10 protein-coding genes and 1 pseudogene are annotated in these 22,340 nt (G+C 72.6%); 2 read left to right on the top strand and 9 right to left on the bottom strand.

Going from position 1 to position 22,340, the window contains the following annotated elements; all coding sequences use genetic code 11:
- Nucleotides 1–2 precede the first annotated feature (2 nt).
- The 7 genes and pseudogenes from ACIBAD_RS27780 to ACIBAD_RS27810 form a co-directional block, all read right to left on the bottom strand.
- On the bottom strand, nucleotides 3–9,338 hold the full coding sequence (locus ACIBAD_RS27780; RefSeq protein WP_398909235.1) for an SDR family NAD(P)-dependent oxidoreductase: 9,336 nt from the start codon (nucleotides 9,336–9,338) through the stop codon (nucleotides 3–5).
- A 138-nt stretch (nucleotides 9,339–9,476) separates the two neighbouring features.
- A complete protein-coding gene (locus ACIBAD_RS27785; RefSeq protein WP_398909237.1) occupies nucleotides 9,477–10,916 on the bottom strand; it encodes an NAD(P)/FAD-dependent oxidoreductase in 1,440 nt (479 codons plus the stop codon).
- Nucleotides 10,913–12,109 carry a DUF993 family protein gene (locus ACIBAD_RS27790; RefSeq protein ID WP_398909239.1) on the bottom strand — a complete coding sequence of 399 codons (1,197 nt, stop codon included), beginning with the start codon at nucleotides 12,107–12,109 and terminating at the stop codon, nucleotides 10,913–10,915. The genes ACIBAD_RS27785 and ACIBAD_RS27790 overlap by 4 nt, the downstream gene beginning before the upstream one ends.
- A 269-nt stretch (nucleotides 12,110–12,378) precedes the next feature.
- Nucleotides 12,379–13,905, bottom strand: coding sequence for an MFS transporter (locus ACIBAD_RS27795; protein ID WP_398909241.1), 1,527 nt, complete (start codon nucleotides 13,903–13,905; stop codon nucleotides 12,379–12,381).
- Nucleotides 13,906–14,171: 266 nt separating this feature from the next.
- A complete protein-coding gene (locus ACIBAD_RS27800) occupies nucleotides 14,172–15,443 on the bottom strand; it encodes an LLM class flavin-dependent oxidoreductase (protein WP_134076280.1) in 1,272 nt (423 codons plus the stop codon).
- A 123-nt stretch (nucleotides 15,444–15,566) separates the two neighbouring features.
- Nucleotides 15,567–16,100, bottom strand: a complete 534-nt coding sequence (locus tag ACIBAD_RS27805; RefSeq protein ID WP_134076282.1) for a flavin reductase family protein — start codon at nucleotides 16,098–16,100, stop codon at nucleotides 15,567–15,569.
- 23 nt (nucleotides 16,101–16,123) lie between these two features.
- Nucleotides 16,124–17,482 (bottom strand): annotated as a pseudogene (locus tag ACIBAD_RS27810) (type I polyketide synthase); the annotation flags it as partial.
- A gap of 220 nt (nucleotides 17,483–17,702) precedes the next feature.
- On the opposite strand from ACIBAD_RS27810, the gene ACIBAD_RS27815 reads away from it, so the two are divergent.
- Nucleotides 17,703–19,256: an AMP-binding protein gene (locus ACIBAD_RS27815; protein WP_134076286.1), complete on the top strand. Its 1,554-nt coding sequence runs from the start codon at nucleotides 17,703–17,705 to the stop codon at nucleotides 19,254–19,256.
- A gap of 87 nt (nucleotides 19,257–19,343) precedes the next feature.
- On the opposite strand, the gene ACIBAD_RS27820 is transcribed toward ACIBAD_RS27815, so the two are convergent.
- The gene (locus tag ACIBAD_RS27820; RefSeq protein ID WP_398909245.1) at nucleotides 19,344–20,879 is read right to left on the bottom strand and encodes an AMP-binding protein; all 1,536 of its coding nucleotides are present in this window, start codon (nucleotides 20,877–20,879) and stop codon (nucleotides 19,344–19,346) included.
- Between the two features lie 125 nt (nucleotides 20,880–21,004).
- Here ACIBAD_RS27820 and ACIBAD_RS27825 point away from each other — a divergent pair, with 125 nt between their 5' ends.
- Nucleotides 21,005–21,247, top strand: coding sequence for a phosphopantetheine-binding protein (locus ACIBAD_RS27825; protein WP_134076290.1), 243 nt, complete (start codon nucleotides 21,005–21,007; stop codon nucleotides 21,245–21,247).
- Nucleotides 21,248–21,377: 130 nt separating this feature from the next.
- Here the strand turns inward: ACIBAD_RS27825 and ACIBAD_RS27830 are convergent, their stop codons facing one another.
- Nucleotides 21,378–22,334, bottom strand: coding sequence for an ACP S-malonyltransferase (locus ACIBAD_RS27830; protein ID WP_166682216.1), 957 nt, complete (start codon nucleotides 22,332–22,334; stop codon nucleotides 21,378–21,380).
- Nucleotides 22,335–22,340: the final 6 nt, after the last annotated feature.

The raw sequence follows: 22,340 nt of genomic DNA on the forward strand, positions 1-22,340 counted from the left end.
CATCAACCAATCTCAAGATCGTCCAGGGCCCGGAACAACTCGTCGTCCGTGGCCGAGGCGAATTCGTCGTCTGTCTCCGCGGTGGCGGCACCGTCCTGCGCGTCACGCCATTTGCGCAGCAGGGCCTCCAGGCGGGCCGTGATCCTGGCCGCTTCGGCCGGGGTTGGGGCGGCGGCCGCGAGGGCGGTCTCCAGCCGGTCGGTCTCGTCGAGCACCGGGCGGGCGCCGTCGGCGTCCTGCGGGGCAAGCACGCCGTCCAGGTAGCCGGCCGCGGCCCGGCAGGTCGGGTGGTCGAAGACGAGGGTGGCGGGCAGCCAGAGCCCGGTGGCGGCGCCGAGGCGCTTGCGCAGGTCGACCGCCGCCATGGAGTCGAAGCCGAGTTCCTGGAACGCGCGCTCGGGGTCGACCGCTTCGGGGTCGGGGTGGCCGAGCACCGCCGCGACGTGCTCGCGGACCAGCGCGAGCAGGGTCCGCTCGCGCTCGTCCGCGCTCAGCCCCGCCAGCCGCTCCGCGAGGGAGGCGCCGTCGGCGGGCGCCGCGGAGCGGGCCGGGGTGCGGACCACGGAGCGCAGGACGTACGGGAGTTCCTCCGGCCGAGTGCGCAGCGCGGCCCGGTCGAGGCGGACGGCGGCCAGTGTTGTCGCCGCCGCCTGTGTGAGGGCGGCGTCGAAGAGGGCGAGTCCCTCCTCGGCGGTGAGCGCGGGCAGCCCGGCCCGCTCCTGGGGTGCGGCGGCCGTTCCCGGCGCCCGCCAGGGACCGTAGGCGAGGGCGGTGGCGGGCAGGCCCCGGCTCTGGCGGTGCCCGGCGAGGGCCTCGAAGCCGATCTGGGCGAAGCCGTTGCCGGCCTGCCCGTCGCCCTCGAGCAGCGCCTCGGCCGAGGAGACCAGGACGAAGGCGGCGAGGGCGCTGTCGCCGGTCGCCTTGTGGAGGTTCCATGCGGCCCGGTCGGGCCGGCCGGCGGCGGCGAGGCGGTCGGCGGTGAACCCGGCGAACGAGGAGCCGTCCGCGGTGTCGTGGGCCGTGTGGACGACCGCGGTCAGCGGGTGCTCCGGGGCGATCGCCGCGAGGAGCGCGGCGACCGCTGCGGGGTCGGTGAGGTCGGTGGTGACCACGGAGATCTCCGCGTCCGGCCCGATCAGCCCCTCGGCGTCCGCCGCGAGGCCCTGCTCGGTGGCCAGCACCAGGTGCCGTACACCCCGCTCGGTGACCAGGTGGCGGGCCAGCGCGCCGGCCGTGCCGGGGGCACCGGTGACCAGGACCGTTCCCTGCGGGTCCCAGGCCGGCGCGGCGACGGGGGCCGGGGCCGGGGTGAGCCGCGGGACGAGGACCGTGCCGGCGCGCAGCGCGGTCTCCGGCTCGTCCAGGGCCAAGGCGGCGGGCAGGGCGTGCAGCGACTCGTCCGAGCCGTCGAGGGCGATCAGGGTCAGCGGGCAGCCGCTCTCGGCGCGCGCGGTGCGGACCAGGGCCTGCACCATGCCGGCGGCGGCGCTGTGTTCGCGGGTGACGATGGCCAGCGGCAGGACGCCGAGCCGCTCGTCGGCGGTCCAGTGGTGGAGCAGGGCGAGGGTCTCGGGGGCGGCGTCGGGTCCCTCGGCGAGGTGGACCACCCTTTCGGGCGCCGCACCCTTCGCGAGGTCGGCCAGCAGCGCTTCGAGGTCCCGGTGGGCGGGTACGTCCTCGCCGAGGCCGAGCCGGTCGGTGCCGAGCACCGCGATGCCCTGCGGACGGGTCCGGACCGCGGCCGGGCGCGCGCTCTGCCAGTCGAGCCGGAAGAGCGCCTCCTGGGCGATGCCCCGGCCCGCGGTCAGCTCGGCGGCCGTCACCGGGCGGGAGGCGACGCGGTCGACGGTGAGCACCGACCGCCCGTTGGTGTCGCTCGCTGCCAGCGTGGTGCCCCCGTCCTCGGCCGGGGCGAGGTGAACGCGCAGCTCGCGGCTGCCGGTGGTGTGCAGGGCGACGCCCTGCCAGTCGGAGTCGAACTGCGCGGAGGCGTCCGCGGTGAGCCGCTGGGCGTGCAGGGCGGCGTCGAGCAGGGCCGGGTGGAGGGTGAAGCGGTCCGCGTCCCGGTCCGCGCCCTCGGGCAGCCCGATCTCGGCGAAGAGCTCCCCGCCGCGCTGCCAGGCGGCGCGCAGCCCCTGGAAGGCGGGCCCGTATCCGTAACCGCGGGCGAGGAGTTCCTCGTAGGCACGGTCGGTGGCCAGCGGTGTCGCGCCGGCGGGCGGCCAGGCGGCGCCGGTTTCCGGGGTCTGACCGGGGGTGTGACCGGGGACGGCGGTGCCGGTGGCGTTGCGGCGCCAGCCGGAGTCCTGGCCGGTGCCGGTGCGGGAGTGGACGGAGACCGGGCGGGCGCCGGACGCGTCCGGTGCGCCGACGGTGACGCGCAGGTCGACGGTGTCGCCCTCGGGGAGCACGAGCGGGCTCTCGACGGCGAGTTCCCGCAGTCCGGCGCAGCCGGTGCGGGCCGCGGCGTGCAGCGCCAGCTCGACGAGTGCGCCGCCGCTGAGCAGCACGGTGCCGAGCAGGTCGTGGTCGGTGAGCCAGGCCTGGCCGGTGGCGGAGAGCCGACCGGTCAGGACGAGGCCGCCGGTGTCGGGCAGTTCGACGACGGCCCCGAGCAGCGGGTGTCCGGCGCTCTGCTGGCCGACGGTGGCGACGTCGCCGCTGCCGGCCACGGAGTCGAGCCAGTAGCGGCGGCGCTGGAAGGCGTACCCGGGCAGTTCGACGCGGCGCGGCTGCCGCCGGGCGTGGACGGCGCTCCAGTCGACGGCCACGCCGCGGGACGCGGCCCGGCCGGCGGCGGCCACCAGTTCGCGCGGCTCGGACCGGTCGCGGCGCAGGGCGGGCAGGAAGGCGACGTCGCGCCCGCCGGTGAGGCAGTCCGCGCCGAGGGAGGACAGGACGGCGTCGGGGCCGAGTTCGAGGTACGTGGTGACCTCGTGGGCGTCGAGGGTGCGCACGGCGTCCTCGAAGCGGACGGTGCCGCGTACGTGCCGGACCCAGTACTCGGGGTCGCCCAGCTCCTCGGCCGTGGCGAGCCGGCCGGTCAGCGTGGAGACCACGGGGATGGCCGGCTTGCGGTAGGCCATCTTGCGGGCGACCGTGCGGAACTCGTCGAGCATGGGCTCCATGAGCGGCGAGTGGAAGGCGTGGCTGACCCGGAGCCTTCCGGTCTTGCGGCCGTCCGCCTCGAAGCGGGCCGCGAGGGCGAGGACCTCGTCCGCCGCTCCGGAGACCACCACGGACGAGGGGCCGTTCACGGCGGCGAGGGACACGGCGTCCGTCAGGAACGGCACGACCTCGGCCTCGGCGGCCCCGATGGCGACCATGGCGCCGCCGGTCGGCAGGTTCTGGATCAGGCGGCCGCGGGCGGCGACGAGCGCTGCGACGTCCTCGAGGCCGAAGACGCCGGCGGCGCGGGCCGCGGCGAGTTCGCCGACGGAGTGCCCGGCGAGGTAGTCCGGGCGGATGCCCCAGGACTCGGCGAGCCGGAACAGGGCGATCTCGAGGGCGAACAGGGCGGGCTGGGCGTACTCGGTGCGGCTCAGAAGCTCGGCGTCCGTGCCCCACATGACCTCGAGCAGCGGCCGCTCCAGGTGCGGGTCGAGGGCCTCGGCGGCGGCGTCGACGGCCCGGGCGAACACCGGGTGGGCGTCGTACAGTCCGCGCCCCATACCGGGCCGCTGCGATCCCTGGCCGGTGAAGAGGAAGGCGGTGGACCCGGCGGGGCCGGAGGCCGCCGTGGCGGCGGGCGGCCGCCCGGCGAGCGCGGCGAGCCCGCCGAGGAGTTCCTCACGGTCCTCCCCGACGACGACGGCACGGTGGCTCAGCAGCGGGCGGCCGGTGCCGAGGGAGTACGCGACGTCCACCGGGCGCAGCCCGGGCCGGCCGGCGACGTGGTCGGCCAGGCGGCGGGCCTGGTCGGCGAGGGCTTCGCCGCCCGCCGCCGACAGCAGCCAGGCGACGGCCCCGGTGTCCTCGGCGGTTTCCGGCCCGGAGGGCGCGGATTCGGGAGCGGCGGCCGCGGGCTCCTCGTCGGGCACGTGCTCGATGATCACGTGGGCGTTGGTTCCGCTGATGCCGAAGGAGGAGATGCCCGCGCGGCGGGGTCCTTCCGCGCTCCAGTCACGGGCCTCGGTGAGCAGCCGGACGGCGCCGGCCTCCCAGTCGACCTTCTGCGAGGGCCGGTCCACGTGCAGGGTGCGGGGCAGGACCCCGTGGCGCATGGCCTCGACCATCTTGATGACACCGGCGACACCGGCGGCGGCCTGCGCGTGGCCGATGTTCGACTTGATCGACCCGAGCCACAGCGGCCGGTCCCCGGTCCGGTCCTGGCCGTAGGTGGCGAGCAGGGCCTGGGCCTCGATCGGGTCGCCGAGCACCGTGCCGGTGCCGTGCGCCTCGACCGCGTCGACGTCTGCGGCCGACAGGCCGGCCGAGGCGAGTGCCTGGCGGATGACGCGCTGCTGCGAGGGGCCGTTGGGGGCGGTCAGGCCGTTGCTCGCGCCGTCCTGGTTGACGGCGGAGCCCTTCACGACGGCGAGGACCTGGTGGCCGTTGCGGCGGGCGTCGGAGAGCCGCTCCAGCAGGAGCAGGCCGACGCCCTCGGAGAAGCCGGTGCCGTCGGCGGCGTCGGCGAACGGCTTGCACCGGCCGTCCGCGGCGAGGCCGCGCTGCTGCCCGAACTCGATGAGGACACCGGGGGTGGCCATGACCGTGACTCCGCCGACGAGGGCGAGCGAGCACTCGCCGGAACGCAGCGCCTGCCCGGCCAGGTGGACGGCGACGAGCGAGGAGGAGCAGGCCGTGTCGACCGTGACGGCCGGACCCTCGAGGCCGTAGTGGTAGGACAGGCGGCCCGAGACGATCGATCCGGCCGCGCTGCTGTCCGCGTAGTCGTGGTACATCATGCCGGCGAAGACGCCGGTGGAGCTGCCGCGCAGGGTGGCCGGGTCGATGCCCGCCCGCTCGAACAGCTGCCAGGAGGTCTCCAGCAGCAGACGCTGCTGCGGGTCCATGGCCAGCGCCTCGTTGGGGCTGATGCCGAAGAAGCCGGGGTCGAAGTCGGCCGCGTCGTGGAGGAAGCCTCCGGACTTGGTGTACGTACGGCCGGGCGTGCCGGGCTCGGGGTGGTAGAGCTCGTCGATGTTCCAGCTGCGGTCCGCGGGGAAGGCGGAAACGGCGTCGGTGCCGTCCGCGACCAGCTTCCACAGGTCCTCGGGCGACTCCACACCTCCGGGGAAGCGGCAGGCCATGGCGACGATGGCGAGCGGCTCGTCCGGGTCGGCCGCGGCTGCGGCCGGGGCGGCCCGGCCGGCGCCGGAGACGGTACCGGTGCCGGCGAACTGGCCTTCCACGTGCCGGGCGAGGGCGCGGGCGCTCGGGTAGTCGAAGACGAGGGTGGGGGGCAGCCTCAGCCCGGTGGCCGCGTTGACGCGGTTGCGCAGCTCGACGGCGGTGAGAGAGTCGAAGCCGAGCTCCTTGAAGGCCCGGTCGGGGTCGACGGCGTCGATGCTCCCGTGACCGAGGACCTCGGCGACCTGGCGGCGTACGAGATCGAGCAGGGCCTTGGTCCGCTCGCCGCCGGACAGGGAGGCCAGCCGGTCCCCGAAGGAGGCCTCGCCGCGGTCGGCCTGGGCGGCCTGCCGCAGCGGGACGCGGACCAGGGAGCGGAGCAGGGCCGGTACGGTGCCCGAGCCCGCGGCGGCGCGCAGCGCCGCGGTGTCCAGCTTGAGCAGGACGCGCAGCGATCCGCCGTCCGCGGTGCCGGTGAACGCGCTGTCGAAGAGGGCGAGGCCTTCCGCCGCGGCGATGGGCGGGAACCCGCCGCGGCGCATGCGGGCGACGGTGGCCTCGTCGAGGTGGCCGGTCATTCCGGTGCCGTCGGCCCACAGGCCCCACGCCATGGACACGGCGGGGAGACCGGCGGCCCGGCGGTGGGCGGCGAGGGCGTCGAGGAAGCCGTTGGAGGCGGCGTAGTTGGCCTGGCCGGCCGAGCCGAGCGTCCCGGCGATGGAGGAGAACAGGACGAAGGCGGCCAGGTCCAGGTCGCGGGTCAGCTCGTGCAGGTGCCAGGCGGAGTCCGCCTTGGCGCGCAGGACGCTGTCGAGCCGCTCCGCGGTGAGGGAGCCGATCAGGCCGTCGTCGAGGACGCCGGCGGCGTGCACGACGGCGGTGAGCGGATGGGCCGGGTCGATCCCGGCGAGCAGGGCGGCGAGGGAGTCGCGTTCGGCGGTGTCGCACGCCGCGATCTCGGCCTCGGCGCCCAGTTCGGCCAGCTCGGCGCGCAGGTCGGCGGCGCCGGGCGCGGCGGGGCCGCGGCGGCTGGTGAGCAGCAGGCGGCGGGCGCCGTGCTCGGTGACGAGGTGGCGGGCGACGAGTGCGCCCAGGCCTCCGGTGCCGCCCGTGATCAGGACGGTTCCCTCGGGGTCGAATTCCGCGCGGGGAGCGGGATCGGCGGCGGTGAGCCGGGGGGCGAGGACCTCGCCGTCGCGGAGCGCGGTCTCGGGCTCCCCGGTGGCGAGGGCCGCGGCGAGGGCGCCCGCACCGGGCGCCGTACCGGCGGCGAGGTCGGCGTCGGTGTCGACGAGGACGAACCGGCCGGGGTTCTCGGCCTGGGCCGAACGCAGCAGGGACCACTGCGGGGCCTGGGCCAGGTCCGGCACGCCGTCCTCGGACGCGGCGACGGCGCCGCCGGTGACCAGCAGGAGGGTGGCGTCGGCGAAACGGTCGTCGGCGAGCCAGGACTGGACGCGCTCCAGGGCACGGCCGGTGGTGCGGCGCACCGCGGACGGTACGTCGCCGGGCTCGGCGGATCCGGCCAGCAGCGCGACGACCACCTGGGGCGGGGCCTCGGAGGTTGCGTCCGCGAGGGCTGCCAGGTCCTCGTGGGTGTCGGCGCCCAGTGCCGCGGCGAGGGCGTCGGCGGCGGCGCCGGTTCCGGCGACCGCCCAGCTGCCGGCGGCGGGTTCCGCGGCGCCCTCGGTCGTCGACACCGGGATCCAGCGCACGGCGTACGGCTCGGGGCCGCTGCCCGCCCCGGCAGCCGCGAGCTGCTCCGGCGAGACGGCCCTGGCGACGAGGGAGTCGACGGTGAGGACGGGCGCGCCGGTGCCGTCGGCGGCGGTGATCCGGGTGGCGTCGGGTCCGGCCTCGGCGAGGTGGACGCGCAGCGAGGTGGCGCCGACGGCGTGCAGGGTGACGCCGGTCCACGCGAAGGGCAGGACGGTGTCGCCGGACGCGTCCTCGCCTGCGAGGAGTTCGGCGTGCAGGGCGGAGTCGAGGAGTGCGGGGTGCAGACCGAAGCGGGCGGCGTCCGTGTGCGCCTGCTCGTCCAGCTCGACCTCGGCGAAGAGGTCGCGGCCGCGCCGCCACAGGCCCTTGAGGCCCTGGAAGACGGGTCCGTAGGCGTAACCGCGGTCCAGGAGCCGTTCGTAGGCCCCGTCCAGCGGTACGGGTGCGGCGCCGGGCGGCGGCCAGGAGGCCAGGTCCGCGGCGAGTGCCGTGGCGAGCGGTGCGTGGGCGTCGAGGATGCCGGTGGCGTGGCGGGTCCAGGCGTGGTCGCCGTTCTCGCCGCGGGACTGGATCGTGACGGGGCGGCCGTCGCCCTCGTCGGGCGCTCCGACGGTGACCTGGAGCTGGAGCCGGCCGTCTGCGGGCAGTACCAGCGGTGCCTGGAGGGTGAGTTCGCGGACGCACCCGCTGCCGGTGTGCTGGCCCGCGCGCAGGGCCAGGTCGACGAAGGCGGTACCGGGGACGAGCACGCTGCCGAGGGCCTCGTGGTCGGCGAGCCACGGGTGGGAGGAGAGCCCGACGCGGCCGGTGAAGACGGTCTCGCCGGAGGCGGAGGAGGTGATGACGGCGCCGAGCAGCGGGTGGGCGGCGGGGTCGAGTCCGGCGGCGGTGACGTCGGCGCCCCCGGTGGTGGAGTCGATCCAGTAGCGGCGGTTCTGGAAGGCGTACGTGGGGAGGTCGGTGACGCGGGCGTCGGCGGCGAAGAAGTCGGTCCAGGCGACGGGCGCGCCGCCGAGGGAGGCTTCGGCCAGGGAGGTGGCGAAGCGCAGGAGCCCGCCGTCGTCGCGCCGCAGCGAGCCGACGGCGGTGGCCTGGGCGCCGGCGGACTCGAAGGTCTCGCCGAGGCCGTTGCGGAGCACGGGGTGCGGGCTGGCTTCGACGAACAGGCCGTAGCCGTCGGCGAGCAGGGCGCGGGTGGCGGCTTCGAAGCGGACGGTCTGGCGCAGGTTGGTGAACCAGTAGGTGCCGTCGAGCTCGGAGGTGTCGATGAGGGCGCCGGTCACCGTCGAGTAGAAGGCGATGTCGGAGCGGCGCGGGCGGACGGGGGCCAGGAGGGCGTGCAGCTTGTCCTTCAGCGCCTCGACGTAGTGCGAGTGGGAGGCGTAGTCCACGCGGATCTTGCGTGCCTGGACGCCCTGCGCGGTGAGGTTCTCGTGCACCTCGTCGAGCGCGGCGTTCTCGCCGGCCACGATGGTGGAGCCCGGGCCGTTGACGGCGGCGAGCTGAACGCGCCCCTGCCACGGTGTGAGGCGGGTCTCCAGCTCGGCCGCGGGCAGCGGTACGGACATCATGCCGCCCTGGCCGGCCAGTTCCTCCGCAATGAGCTGGCTGCGGAGGGCGACCACGCGGGCGCCGTCCTCGAGGGTGAGTGCTCCGGCCACGCACGCGGCGGCGATCTCGCCCTGGGAGTGGCCGACGACGGCCGCCGGTTCGACGCCGTACGAGCGCCACAGCGCGGCCAGCGAGACCATGACGGCCCACAGCACGGGCTGGACCACGTCGACCCGTTCGAAGGTCGGTGCGCCCGGCTCGCCGCGCAGCACCTGTTCCAGGTCCCAGTCGGTGAAGGCGTCCAGCGCGGCGGAGCACTGCGCCAGAGCGGTGGCGAACGCCGGCGCCGTGTCGAGCAGTTCGACGGCCATGCCCTGCCACTGGGAGCCCTGGCCGGGGAAGACGAAGACCGCGGGGGTGGAGCTGCCGCCCGTCACGGGGCCGGTGACCACGGTACCGCCGAGGCCGCCGGCGGCGAGGGCGTCGAGGCCTTCGAGGAGGCTCTCGCGGTCGGTGCCGAGGACCACGCCGCGGTGCGCGAGGGAGGCGCGTGTGGTCACCAGCGAGAGGCCGACGTCGTGCGGGCTGGGTGCCTGCCGGTCCGGGCCGCGCTCCGAGAGGAAGGCGCTCAGCTTCAGCGCCTGGGCACGGACCGCCGCTTCGCCGGTGCCGTGCAGCACCCAGGGGATCACTGCGGGAGTGGGAGCCGCCCCGCCCGGAACGCCATGCTCCCCCGAATTCCGGTCGGAAACGGAGAATTCCTGGTCGCCGCTCATGCGGGGCACCCTCCTCGAGATGTCCAGAGCTCTTTTGAAAGCCGTGACGGCACCCTGCGGGTGCCGTCGAAATGACGCTATTCAGCGCACCGTAGGGAGCCAACCCTTATGTGGACGGGCGGGCCCCCTATCGGGGTGCTACTGGGGGTGGGACACGGGTACCCGTCCTTCGGTACGGGCATCGTCGAGCAGATTCCCGAATCCGGGGAACTGGGCGATGGCCTGATCGGCCGTGAGGGCCGGCTTCCGGGGGCCGCGCAGGACGGGCCAGAGATAGGCGAAGGAGAACATCCGGCTCACCGGCGCGACGAACGTGCCGACGGTGAAGGCGATGTTGCAGACGACCGGATTGCGGGCCGCCACCTGCGATATGCGGGCCGCGAGCCAGGTCTGGAACTTCTCGCCCTTGACCGGAACGGAGGTCTGCACACCCGGGAAGAACACGTCGTTGCCCGCCGAGGTCTGCCACGCGAACGCCACGATCTTGGCGATCCGGCCCTGAACCCGCTTGGCCAGGCCCGGTGTCAGACCGCCGCCCGCGCGCAGTTCGGCCCGCAGCTCCAGCGCGCTCTTGGCCGATACGGTCATACCCGTTCCGTACGTGGGGTTCAGCGCCGCGTTGGCATCGCCGACGACGAGATAGCCCTCGGGCATCGCCGCCTTCTCGTAGTGCCGCCAGCGGTTCTGCATGCCGCGGTAGGAGCGGATTTCGGTGAGCGGGGTGGCGTTCGCGAGCAGCTTGGGAATGACGGGGTGGTCCCAGTCACCCGTGTAGTTCGCGAAGTCCTCCTCGTCCGTGGGCGGCTCGCCGCCCTTGGAGCCGAACAGGGTCACGATCCACTTGTTGCCCTCGTTGGGCAGCAGGGCCACGCCCCGGCCCGGCCGGCCGGTGCCCGGCTGGACCTGGATCATCACGCCGGGGAAGTCCTCCGGTGTGCCCTCGGGGGCCTCGTACCAGCGGCTGGCGTAGGCGAAGCCGGCGTCGACGACATCCTCCGCCGCTGCGGCGACGCCGAGTTCCTGCAGCCACTGCGGGGTGCGGGCACGGCGGCCCGTGGCATCGACGACGAAGTCCGCGGCGAGCGTCTCCTCCGTCACGGACTGGCCGGCCTCGCGGCCGCCCTTCTCGATGCGCACGCCGGTGACCCGCCGCGCGTCCCCTACCAGGCCGATGACCTTGGTGTTCTGCAGGACCTTCAGCTTCTCGTTCTTCAGCGCCTGGCCGCGCACGACGTCGTCGAGCACGGCCCGGCTCATGAGCAGCAGCCAGGTGTCGGTGTGGCTGCGCTCGAACCAGTCCCGCGGGCCGCGCGTGAGGATGTCCTGCGGCAGGCCGCGCTGCTTGGCGCCGGCGGCGCGCAGCAGAGCGGTGGTGCCGGGCAGCAGTTCGTCGAGGGCGTCGGCGCCGCCCTTCATGAACAGGTGGTTGTGCTGTCCCTGGGGCAGGCCGCGGCGCGGTCCGGGGGCGTCGGGGTACTGGTCGCCCTCGACGACGACGACCTCGTCGACGTGGTCGGCGAGCACGGTCGCGGCCAGCAGTCCGGCCATGCCGCCGCCGAGTACGACCGCGGCGGTCACTGCTCTATTCCGTACGTGCCGAGGAAGGCGCGGAAGCGGCGCTCGGCGAGCGCCGGGTCCGGCAGGGTGCCGAGGCTGTCGGCGATGCGGTACAGCTTCGCCAGGTGCGGCAGGGAGCGGGCCGAGGACTCACCCCAGACCATCTGGTAGTGGCTGGTCTCGCCCCGGAGCCAGCCGAGGAAGGCCAGGCCGGTCTTGAAGAAGATGATGCTGCGGCCGAACCCGGAGAAGAGGTGGCGCGAGAGCTCCTGGGTGGGGTCGAGGAGCGCGCGTGCCTGGGCGAGGTCGCCGGCGTCCGCCGCGCGCAGCGCCTCGGCGGCGATCGGGGCGAACGCGCCGAAGACCGGGGTGAGGCCGTCGCTGAAGCCCTGCTCGTCGCCGACCAGCAGCTCGGAGTAGTTCTCGGTGTCACTGGTGTAGAAGCGGATGCCCTCCGGGAGGCGGCGGCGGATCTCCACCTGGCGCTCGGGGGTGAGGAACAGTGCGGCGATCTTGATGCCGTCGACCTTGTCGGCATTGTTCTTCGCGATGTCGATCAGGGTGTCGAGCGCCGCGTCGAGGTCCTGGTGGCCCCAGTAGCCGGTGTGGCCCGGGTTCCAGTCGGAGGCGACCCAGTGCAGGACGGCCGGCTTCGAGACCTGGCGCAGCAGCGAGCCGTAGAGCTCGGCGTACGCGTCGGGACCCTGGCCCAGCGGGGCCAGCTGCGGGCTGCACATGATGATGGCGGACGCGTCGGCGCCCTCGACGACCTCGAGCTGCTGCTCGTACGCCTTGGTGATGTCCTCGAGGGAGGCCGGGGCGAACGGGTTGAGCTGGTCGGTGGTGACGGCGACGGCCAGCTTGCCGCCGACGGCCTTGGCCTCTGCCGCCGAGCGGTTGATCAGCTCCACGGACGCCGGCCAGTCGAGGCCCATGCCGCGGTGCGCGGTGTCCAGCGCCTCGGCGAGGGTGAAACCGTGCTTCCAGAGGTTGCGGCGGACCTCGAGGGTGGCGTCCCAGTCGACGGCCGCCGGCGGCGGCGGACCCATGGGCGGCCCGAAGGGCTCGTTGCCGGCCAGCGGGTCGCCCAGGATGTGCGCGGTCGCCAGCGGGGACCGGTTGCGGAAGGGGCTGCTGTCGGGAGTGGCCACTCGCGGGGACTGGTTGGGGTGGTACTCGGTCAGCGTCCCGTCGGCCTCAGGGAGTTTGATCACTGTTTTTGCTCTCCAAGTCTCAATCGGACCAGCGCGGCGGCATCCCGCCTGTGCGCCTTTCATTCAACTGACGCGGAGTCCGGAGGGGCCAGAGCACAGACCCCCTGAAGGAGGTTGATCCACCCCTAGGTCCGGCGCTGCGCGATATTCGGGGTACCTGTTTCCGCGGAAAAAGGCGATGACTCCCGCCGGAATTCCGGCGGGAGTCATCGCTTTCAGGGCCGGCCACCCGTCTGCGGGGGATGTGTGAATGGCCGGTGGCGGGTGGATCAGCGCAGAGGGGCGTCCTGCAGCACCGGTGCGTCCACGATCAGGTCGGGGTTGACCGCGTCCGGACGGACGTTGACCTTGCGCAGGTAGGTCGCGGCGAAGACCGTACCGGCGGCGAGCAGCGCCATGCACATGTAGGCGGTGGTCTGGACTCCGTTGGTGAAGGCCTCCCGGGCCGCGCCGAGGACGGCGTCGCCGATCTCCTTGGGCAGCTGGCCGGAGACCGCGACGGCCCCGCCCAGGGTCTGCTCGACCGCCCCGGTGGCCGACTCCGAAAGCCCGTTCGGCAGGGCGCCCACGACCTCGTCGCGGTAGACCGCGCCGGCGACGGAGCCCATGACCGCGAGCCCGAGTGCACCGCCGAGCTGGGCACCCGTCTCCAGGGTTGCGGCGGCGATGCTGGCGCGCTCCGGCGGGGCGGAGCCGACGAGCAGTTCCGTGGCGAGGGTCATCACGATGACCAGGCCGCCCGCGAGCATGCCCGCCGAGAGCAGGATGACCCAGATTCCGGAGTCGGGGGTGGCCAGGGTCAGCACCGCGAAGGCCGCGATGCCGATGACATAGCCCACGCTGACCAGGATCGAGCGGTGCACGCCCTTCTTGAGGAGGATCGTGACGATCGGGGTGGTGATGCTGACGCCCGCCGAGGGGAGCAGGCTCCACAGGCCGGCGACGAGCGGGGTCAGGCCGTACACGGACTGGAGGTACTGGGCGGTGAAGGCAGACATGCCGACCAGGCAGAACATGGCGATCATCTTGCTGAAGACCGGGCCGTTGATCTCGCGGCGGCCGAGCAGCTTCAGGTCGATCATCGGGTCCGGGCGGCGCTGGCGGAGCACGAACAGCAGGCCGATGACCACACCCACGGCGATCGCGCCGATGCGGGTGCCGTTGACGCCGTTGGCCGCCCACTCCTTGATGCCGTAGATGATCGGGAGGATCGCGGCGAGGGAGAGGAAGGAGCTGATCCAGTCGAAGCGGCCGGCGTTCGGGTCACGGGACTCGGGCACCAGGAGCGGGGTCAGGATCAGCAGCATCGCCATGAAGGGCAGGTTGACGAGGAAGACCGAGCCCCACCAGAAGTGCTCGAGCAGCAGACCGCTCATGACCGGGCCGAGACCGATGCCGCCGGCGAGGCCGCCGGTCCAGATCGCCACCGCGGTCTGGCGCTGCTTCTCGTCGTGGAACATGTTGCGGATGAGACCGGCGGTCGTGGGCGTCAGCACCGCACCGGCGATGCCGAGTACACCGCGGGCGATGATGAGCATCAGCGGGCTCGAGGCGTAGGCCGCGGCGACCGAGGCCAGGCCGAAGCCGACGGTGCCGATGAGCAGGAGCTTGCGGCGGCCGATGCGGTCGCCGAGCCAGCCCATCGTCAGCAGCGTGCCGGCCAGAACGAATCCGTAGATGTCGAACATCCACAGCTGTTCAGTGCTGCTCGGCGAGATTTCCTCGCTGATGTACGGCACCGCGAAGTACAGCACCGATACGTCCATGGAAACGAGCAGCAGAGGCAGAAGGAGCACGAAGAGCGCAATCCATTCCTTGCGCCCCGCCTTCGGCTGCAACTGATTCATGTCGGGATTCATGTACACGTCCTATCCATACGTATAGCCAATCCGGTCGTCCGTATAGGACAGGTTTCCAGTACGAACGTATTACCGACCGGGTGCGGGAACGGCCGTGCGGAGCCGGCCCCTGATGCACCGTCGGTACGGTGCGCCCGCGGGTTGAAGCAGGTTTCGGCGGGCCGGCCGGGGCCGGGCCGGCCCGCCTGTTCGGCCGGAGCCGGTCAGGAGCCCTGCGAGATGATCGCGAGCTCGTTGTCGATCACGAAGTCCGAGGCGTCGTTCGTCTTGATCTCGACGCGGCCGAGCGCCTCCTTGATCGGGACCTCGAGGCGGGCGGCCTTCTCGGCCTCGCGCTCTTCGCGGCCCTCGGTGAAGTGCGGGAGCACCTCGCGGGCGAACAGCTCGAGCGACTCCATGATGTGCTCGTGCTTGTTCTTGCCGATCTGGACCGAGAAGATCACCTGGTCGACGCCGGCGGCCTCGTACTGGCGCAGCAGGTCGATGATCTGCTCCGGCGTGCCGATGCCGCGGCGCAGCGAGGTGATCTGCTCCAGCATCTGCTCGGCGCCGGGCGCCTTCGGGGTGTCGTCCGGCGCCGGGATCTCGCGCGTGAAGCCGAGCATCTCCTTGGTCGCCTGGAACTGCTGCCACACGTCCGTCTGGCCCGGCTTGTGCTGGCCGAAGACGAAGTAGTGCATCAGCGAGTACGCGAAGAAGTGCGCGCCTTCCAGGCCGCGGTCGAGCGCGGTCTCCTGGTCCTCGTGGCACATGAACGGCACCACGACGGCGAAGTTCGGGTTGACCGTGCGGCCGGCCGGGCGGCACTCCTCCGAGTTGAGGATGGAGTAGTACGTGTCGACGTACTCCTTCGCCTGGTCGGGCGAGGAGAAGGAGAAGGAGAGCGCGCCGAGGCCGAGGCGGGCGGCGTTCTCGATGGTGTCACGGGCGCTGCAGGCCAGCCACAGCGGCGGGTGGTCCTTCTGCTTCGGCTTGGGGACCACGTTGCGCGGCGGGATGTCGAAGAACTCGCCCTTGTGACCGGTGAAGGGCTCCTCGGTCATCATGCGCACGACGATGTCGAGGGCCTCGCGCCAGTGCTCGCGCTTCGTGGTGCGCTCGACGTTGAAGGCGCCCAGCTCGAGCTGCGAGCTGCCCTGGCCGGTGCCGAACTCGACGCGGCCGCCGGAGATGAGGTCCAGGGTGGAGATGCGCTCGGCGACGCGGGCCGGCGGGTTGACCGCGCCGGGGAGCTGGACGATGCCGTGGCCGAGACGGATGTTCTTGGTCCGCTGGGACGCGGCGGCGAGGATGACCTCGGGCGCACCGGAGTGCGAGTACTCCTCCAGGAAGTGGTGCTCCGTGGCCCAGGCGTAGTCCAGACCGATGCGGTCGGCCAGCTCGATCTGCTCGAGGGCCTCGTTGAACATCCGCTCTTCGCTGTCGGCGGCCCACGGCCTGGGCAGCTGGTGGTGGTAGCTGAGCCCGAATCGCATTTCGTTTCCTCTCCTTGGCAAGCAAGACGGTAGGGGCAGCACCGGCGGCCCTGGAGCCCTCGGAGCGAAGGACAGGGGGGTGCCGCAAGGCATCAGGGGGGTATCGGGGTAAGGCGTGCGGGGCTAGGGGGTGGGGGCGGAAAGGGAGCGGAATCCGGCCTCGTAGTAGAGGAGCGGTTCGACGGAACCGGGTCTGGCTGCATCGAGCGCCTGCACCCGTCCGACCACGATGCTGTGGTCACCGCCCGGATGGACGGCCTCGATCCGGCAGTCGATCCATGCGAGGGTTCCGGCCAGTCGCGGCGATCCGGTACCGGGTCCGGGGCTCCACTCGACACCGGCGAACTTGTCCGTGCCGCTGCGGGCGAAGGACCGGCACAGCATCTGCTGGTCGGCCGCGAGGACGTTGACGCAGAAGGCACCCGACGGCTCGATGCGGGGCCAGGTGGCGGATCCGTCCGAGACGGTGAAGGCGACCAGCGGCGGGTCGAGGGAGAGCGAGGTGAACGACTGGCAGGTGAACCCCACCGGCGCTCCCGTCGCGGGGTCGATCGCGGTGATGACGGTGACCCCGCTGCAGAAGTGCCCGAGGACGTGCCGGAAGCCCTCGGTGTCGGCCGGGTTGACGAAGACCGGGGATTGGAGCGTGTGTGCCATCAGGCCACCTCCTTGTTGGGTGCCACCGGCTCCGCGCCGCCGCTGGGCGCCTGTTCGACGATGACGTGGGCGTTGGTCCCGCTGATGCCGAAGGAGGAGACCCCCGCGCGGCGCGGGCGTCCGGTCTCGGGCCACTCCCGGTTCTCCGTCAGCAGCCGTACGTGCCCGGCCTCCCAGTCCACCTGGGGTGAGGGCGCGTCGACGTGGAGGGTGGCGGGCAGCACGCCGCGGCGGATCGCCATCGTCATCTTGATGATTCCGGCGACGCCGGCGGCCGCCTGGGTGTGGCCGATGTTCGACTTGACCGACCCGAGCCACAGGGGGCGGTCGGCCGTGCGGCCCTGCCCGTAGGTGGCGAGGAGCGCCTGCGCCTCGATCGGGTCGCCGAGCCGGGTGCCGGTGCCGTGGGCCTCCACGACGTCGACGTCGTCGGTCCCCAGACCCGCCTGATCCAGCGCACGGCGGATCAGCCTCTGCTGGGACGGCCCGTTGGGGACGGTGATGCCGCTGGAGACCCCGTCCTGGTTGGTCACCGAGCTGCGGATGACCGACAGGATCCGGCGCCCGTTCCGCACCGCGTCGGAGAGCCGTTCGAGGACGAGCATGCCGACCCCCTCGCCCCAGCCCGTGCCGTCGGCCGCCGCGGCGAAGGCCTTGCACCGGCCGTCGGCGGACAGGCCGCGCTGGGCGCTGAAGTAGGTGAAGGTCTGTGGCGTGGACATGACCGTCACCCCGCCGGCGAGCGCCAGCGAGCACTCGCCCGTACGCAGGGACTGGGCCGCGGAGTGCACGGTGACCAGCGAGGAGGAGCAGGCGGTGTCGACGTTCACGGCGGGGCCCTCGAGCCCCAGGGTGAAGGAGACGCGGCCGCTGACGAGGCTTCCGCTGCCGTCCGCCCCCTCGTAGTCGTGGTACATCAGCCCGGCGAAGACCCCGGTGCGGCTGCCCTTGAGGGACAGGGGGTCGATCCGCGCGCTCTCCAGTGCCTCCCAGGCCGTCTGCATCAGCAGCCGCTGCTGCGGGTCGAGCTCCTTGGCCTCGCGCGGGGAGATGCCGAAGAGCTCGGCGTCGAAGTCCCCCGCCCCGTAGAGGAACCCGCCCTGGCGGGTGATGCTCTTGCCGGGTGCCCCGGGCTCCGGATCGTAGAGGGAGTCCGTGTCCCAGCCGCGGTCGGCCGGGAACTGCGAGATCGCGTCGCGTCCCTCTTCGACGAGGCGCCAGAGCTCTTCCGGTGAATCGGCGCCGCCCGGATAACGGCAGGCCATGCCGATGACGGCGATGGGCTCGGTGGTCGCGCCGGCCAGCTGGTCGTTCTGCTTGCGCAGGCGTTCGTTGTCCATCAACGACTGGCGCAGCGCGGCGACGACTTTGTCGACATCCATCGTTCTGTCTCAACCCCCGGATTACCTGTTTCAATGCGGCGAAGAATTCACGACTACGGCGGGCGCGCGGTGCGTTCGAACGTACCGACGGGCGGGTATGGCGACCCACCCCTACGCACCCCACGCCCGACCTCTGACCTTCGGCCGATTCACCCCCGGTACCCCCTAGGGTGTTCCGTCTCCCTGTTCCCGGGCACGGCCGCGCTGCTTAGCTGTGCTAATGCTGCTTCATGAATTCATGCTGGCGGCCGGGCGGAGCACGCCCGACCGCCCCGCCGTCGTGGAACTCTCGGGATCCGGGGGCCTGGTCACCACGACTTACCGTCGGCTCGAGGAACTGGCCGACGCGTACGCGAATTCCCTCAGGGAATTCGGTATCGGCGTCGGCGACAAAGTGATTCTCGAGTCCGACACGTCGGCGGCCGCCATCTCCCTGCTGCTCGCCTGCTCCAAGGTGGGCGCCACCTTCGTCCCGGTCAGCCCGGAGACCCCCGAACAGCGCCTGCGCTCGATCACCGACGCCACCTCGCCTGCCTTGCACCTGCAGGGCCCCGAGGGCAAGCGCGAAGGCCTGGAGCCGTCGATCGGCACCGCCCGCTTCGACGCCGGCGGGATCGTACTGGAACGCGCCCCGCAGCCGCGGGTGCGGCGGCGCCGCGAGCCCGTCGAGACCGACACCGCGTACATGATCTTCACGTCGGGCACCACGGGCCGCCCCAAGGGCGTCGTGATGAGCCACCGCGGCGTCACCGCCTTCTACCAGGGCATGATCGCCGAGGAGATCGTCACCGCCGACGACCGGGTGGCCACCACCTCGCCGCTGCAGTTCGACTTCTCGCTGCTGGACATCGGCCTGGCCCTGGGCAGCGGGGCCGCGGTGGTGCCCGTACCCCGCGCCGTCCTGTACTTCCCGCGGCGCTTCCTCAGCCTGCTCGAGGAGGCCGAGGTCACGCACGTCGACGGGGTCCCGTCCATCTGGCGGCCGGTGCTGCGCCACGAGCCCGAGCTGCTGGCCGGCCTCACGCGGCTCGGCGGCATCCTGTTCTGCGGGGAGAACTTCCCGCTTCCGGAGCTGCGCCGGCTCCAGGAGCTGCTGCCCAAGGTCCGCATCGTCAACTGCTACGGCGCGACGGAGTCGATGGCGGCCTCGTTCACCGACGTCCCCAACCCCCTCCCCGAGGACACCGAGAAGCTGTCCATCGGCCACGCCCACCGGGGTGCGGACATGCTCGTGTTCGACGAGGAGGGGCGGCCGGTCGACGAACCGGGCACCGTGGGCGAGATCCACCTCTACAGCCCGGCGCTGTTCACCGGCTACTGGGACGACCCCGAGGCCACCGCCCGGGCGCTGGTGGCCGACCCGCTCGATCCGCAGTCCGGCAGGATCGTGCTGCGCACCGGCGACCTCGCGTACGCGGGCGAGGGCGGCGAGCTGTACTTCGTCGGCCGCCGCGACTCACAGGTGCAGATCCGGGGCAACCGGGTGGAGATCGGCGAGGTCGAGCGCGCGATCCTGGAGTTCCCGCAGGTGAGCGCGGCCGCCGTGCTCGCGCTCCCGCTCGCGGACGGTGAACTCGCCCTGCACGCCTTCGTCGTCCCCGCCCTGGAGGGCCCCGGCCTCTCGGAGGCGGCGCTGGCCGCGTTCTGCAAGAAGACCCTGCAGCACTACATGGTTCCGGCGCGGCTGATCCCCGTGGAGCAGCTGCCGGTCACGTCCAACGGCAAGACCGACCGCAAGGCGCTGGCCGCGCGGTACGCCCGCTCCGGTTCCTGAGCGAGGGGCCCTGCACGAAGGCCCGGGGCCCGCCCGTACGAGATGCGTACGGGCGGCCCCCGGGCCCCTGTCGTGTGCGTCGGGCCGCTACGGCAGCGCCGCCGCCTGCGCGGCCAGCTCCTTGCGGTCCGTCTTGCGGTTGGAGTTCAGCGGGAACTGCTCCAGGTGCCGGAAGTAGCGGGGCAGCATGCCCGTGGGGAGTACGGCCCGCAGCTCGCGGGCGAGGGCGGCGGCCGGTGTCGGCTCGCCGGTGTAGAAGACGACGAGCTCCCCTCCCGCGTCGGTGGTCCGGGTGACGGCGACCGCGTCCTGGACGCCCTCACAGCCCCGGGCCGCGTGCTCGACCTCGGCGAGTTCGACGCGCCACCCCTGCACCTGAACCTGCGAGTCGAGGCGGCCGAGGTAGATCAGCTCGCCGTCGGGGAGCCTGCGGACCCGGTCGCCCGTCCGGTAGTAGCGGGACCCCTCGTGCTCCAGGAACCGGCCTTCGTCGTCGCTCGGGTTGATGTACCCGGCGGTGAGCTGGGGCCCCGTGATGAGCAGTTCGCCCTCGGTTCCGGTCGGCCGGCCCTCGGGGTCGAGCAGCAGGTGGTCGTGGCCCTCGTGGACGGAGCCGATGGGGACCAGGCCGTTGACGCACAGGTCCGGTGAGGTCGACGGCTCCCAGCGGTGCCCGGTGATGGTGATGGTGAGCTCGGTGGGGCCGTAGATGTTCTCCAGCGTGGAGTTGGCCGCGGCGGCCTGCCAGTCGGCGGCGTCGTCCTGGCGCAGCGCCTCGCCGGCGAACAGGCTCCAGCGCAGTCCGGGCATGGAGCCGGGGTTCAGCCCGCCGAGGCGGCGGAGCAGGGTGATCGCGCTCGGGGTGGAGAACCACACGGTCATACCGCTGCGGGCGATGTACTCCGGCAGGTCCCGGAAGCCCTGGACCGGTATGGAGTCGACGGTGGCGCCGGCTCCCCAGGCGCAGAACAGGTCGAACATGGCGCAGTCGAAGTTGAGGTCGAACGTCTGGGAGAAGACGTCCTCCTCGGTGAAGTCGTAGCGCTTGTCCATCAGCTGGAAGTAGTGCTGTGCGCTCGCGTGGGTGATGGGCACGCCTTTGGGGCGCCCGGTCGAGCCCGAGGTGAACAGCACGTACGCCGGGTCGCCGGGGGTGACGGGTCGCGGCGCGTCCAGCGGGCGGGCGCCACGGGCGATGCGGCGCAGGGCAGTGGGTCCGCCCGCGTCCTCGCCGGCGACGAGGACGGGGAGGTCGAGCCCGGTCTCGCCCAGGGCGGCCAGGCCGCGGGCGTCGGCGATGACGGCGGAGACCCCGGAGTCCTCCAGCATCCGGCGGGTGCGGGCGGCGGGGAAGTCGGCGTGCAGGGGTACCAGGGTGGCACCGGAGTAGAGCCCGGCGAGGAGCGCGAGGTAGGAGTCGGCTCCCTTGCCGGTCAGTACGCCGACGGCCCGGGGAGGACGATCGGCTCCGGCGAGCAGGTCGCCGGCCCAGCCCAGTGCCGTCTCGTGGGCCTCCTCGTAGCTGACGGTCCTGCCTCCGGCCCGGACCGCGGCTCGGCGCGGCGATATCTGCAGCCCGGTGAGAAAACGCTCGTACAGCGGCTGCCCCACGGTGTCTTCCATTGTGCCTCCGGTTTCTCGGAATAGGGGGTGGGAAGGGTTGCGTCCATTCCGGTCGCCGACTTACTCATGGAGGTGCGGGCCATCAACCGCTGGACCGCGGTTACCGCGACGAATCGGAGTACTTCATGTGGGATGCACAGTTCGAGGAGATTCTCCGCAAGAATCTTCCGTACCTGCCGTCGGGCCAGGCCCTTCAGGAAAACGATGATTTGCGCGACCTGGGTCTCGATTCCATGGGCACGGTTTCTCTCATGGCCGACCTGGAGGACGCCTACAAGATTCGCTTTGTCGATGACATGATGCGGATGGAGAACTTCGCCACCCCGGGCGTGCTGTGGAGCGGCATCGCCTCCCTGGTCTCCGCCTGATCGTGCGGGACCAGGCGTGACCGCCCTTCGCCGCGGCCGATGCGGGGCGAAGGGCGGCCGTGCGGCCTGGGGGTGTCCGCGAAGCAGCGCCGTCCGCCCGCAGGGACAGGCGGGACTTTGCGGACGCGCCCTAGGCCGGCCGGGGGCGCCGTCGCGACGTGACGGGCCTCATGGCCGTGTCGGGCGTGAGCCGGACCACCTCGAAGTTGCGGGTGGTGCGCGGCACCCGGCCGAACAGGCTGTCGGGGCCCGCCACCCGGACGGTGCCCACGCCCAGCTCCTTGAGCGTGTCCACGACGGCCGGCCACACGACCGGCCGTACGTAGCCGTCGAGGAGCATGGTGCGGACGTCCGCGGCGGTCTTCAGCGACCGGCCGTCCTGGTCCGCGAGGACCGGCAGGTCGGGGTCGCGGAAGGTGAGGTCGGGGAAGACGTTGTCCTCGATGAGGTCCTTCAGCCCGCCGAAGGCGCTGGAGTGCATCGGCGGGTTCATCGTGTAGATCGGCATCCCGCCCAGGGCGCGCAGCCGTTCCTTGATCCATTCGACCATCCCGTCGCGCAGGGACAGCATCCAGAAGTCGTCGTCGATGTGGCAGGAGATGTCGTGCCACTCGCCGAGTTCCGTCAGCTCCGCCATGATGACGTCGAGTTGCTCGCGCGGCGTGCGCGCGAAGGACTGCGTGACGATGTCGGTGTGGTGCTCGGCGAAGTACTGCGTCTCGTAGCGCGTCATCTGCGCAGTCATGCGCACGGCGTCGGCGAAGCCGAGCGCGCCCGAGTGGACGGCCGCTGCCTTCCCGCCGAAGCTGGCCCCCACGCAGACGTCGGGGCGGGCACCCACGGCGTCCTCGGACATCTGGGCCAGCGCGACGCTGTTCACGAGGAACGCGACCTGGGCGTACTCCGAATAGTCGTCCGGGTCGGCGCCGAAGCGCTCCAGCAGGTCGTAGCCGAGGACCTCCTCGGCCACGCCCAGGAGCTTCCTGGCGAACGGGTTGACCAGCATGAAGCGCGCGACGTCCTTGTAGGGGGACGGCGCCATGCCGGGGAAGACCACCGCGGTACCGCGGCGGACGTCGTTGTCCATGGTTGT

The organism is Streptomyces sp. NPDC051109 (assembly GCF_044455885.1).
GTDB lineage: Bacteria > Actinomycetota > Actinomycetes > Streptomycetales > Streptomycetaceae > Streptomyces.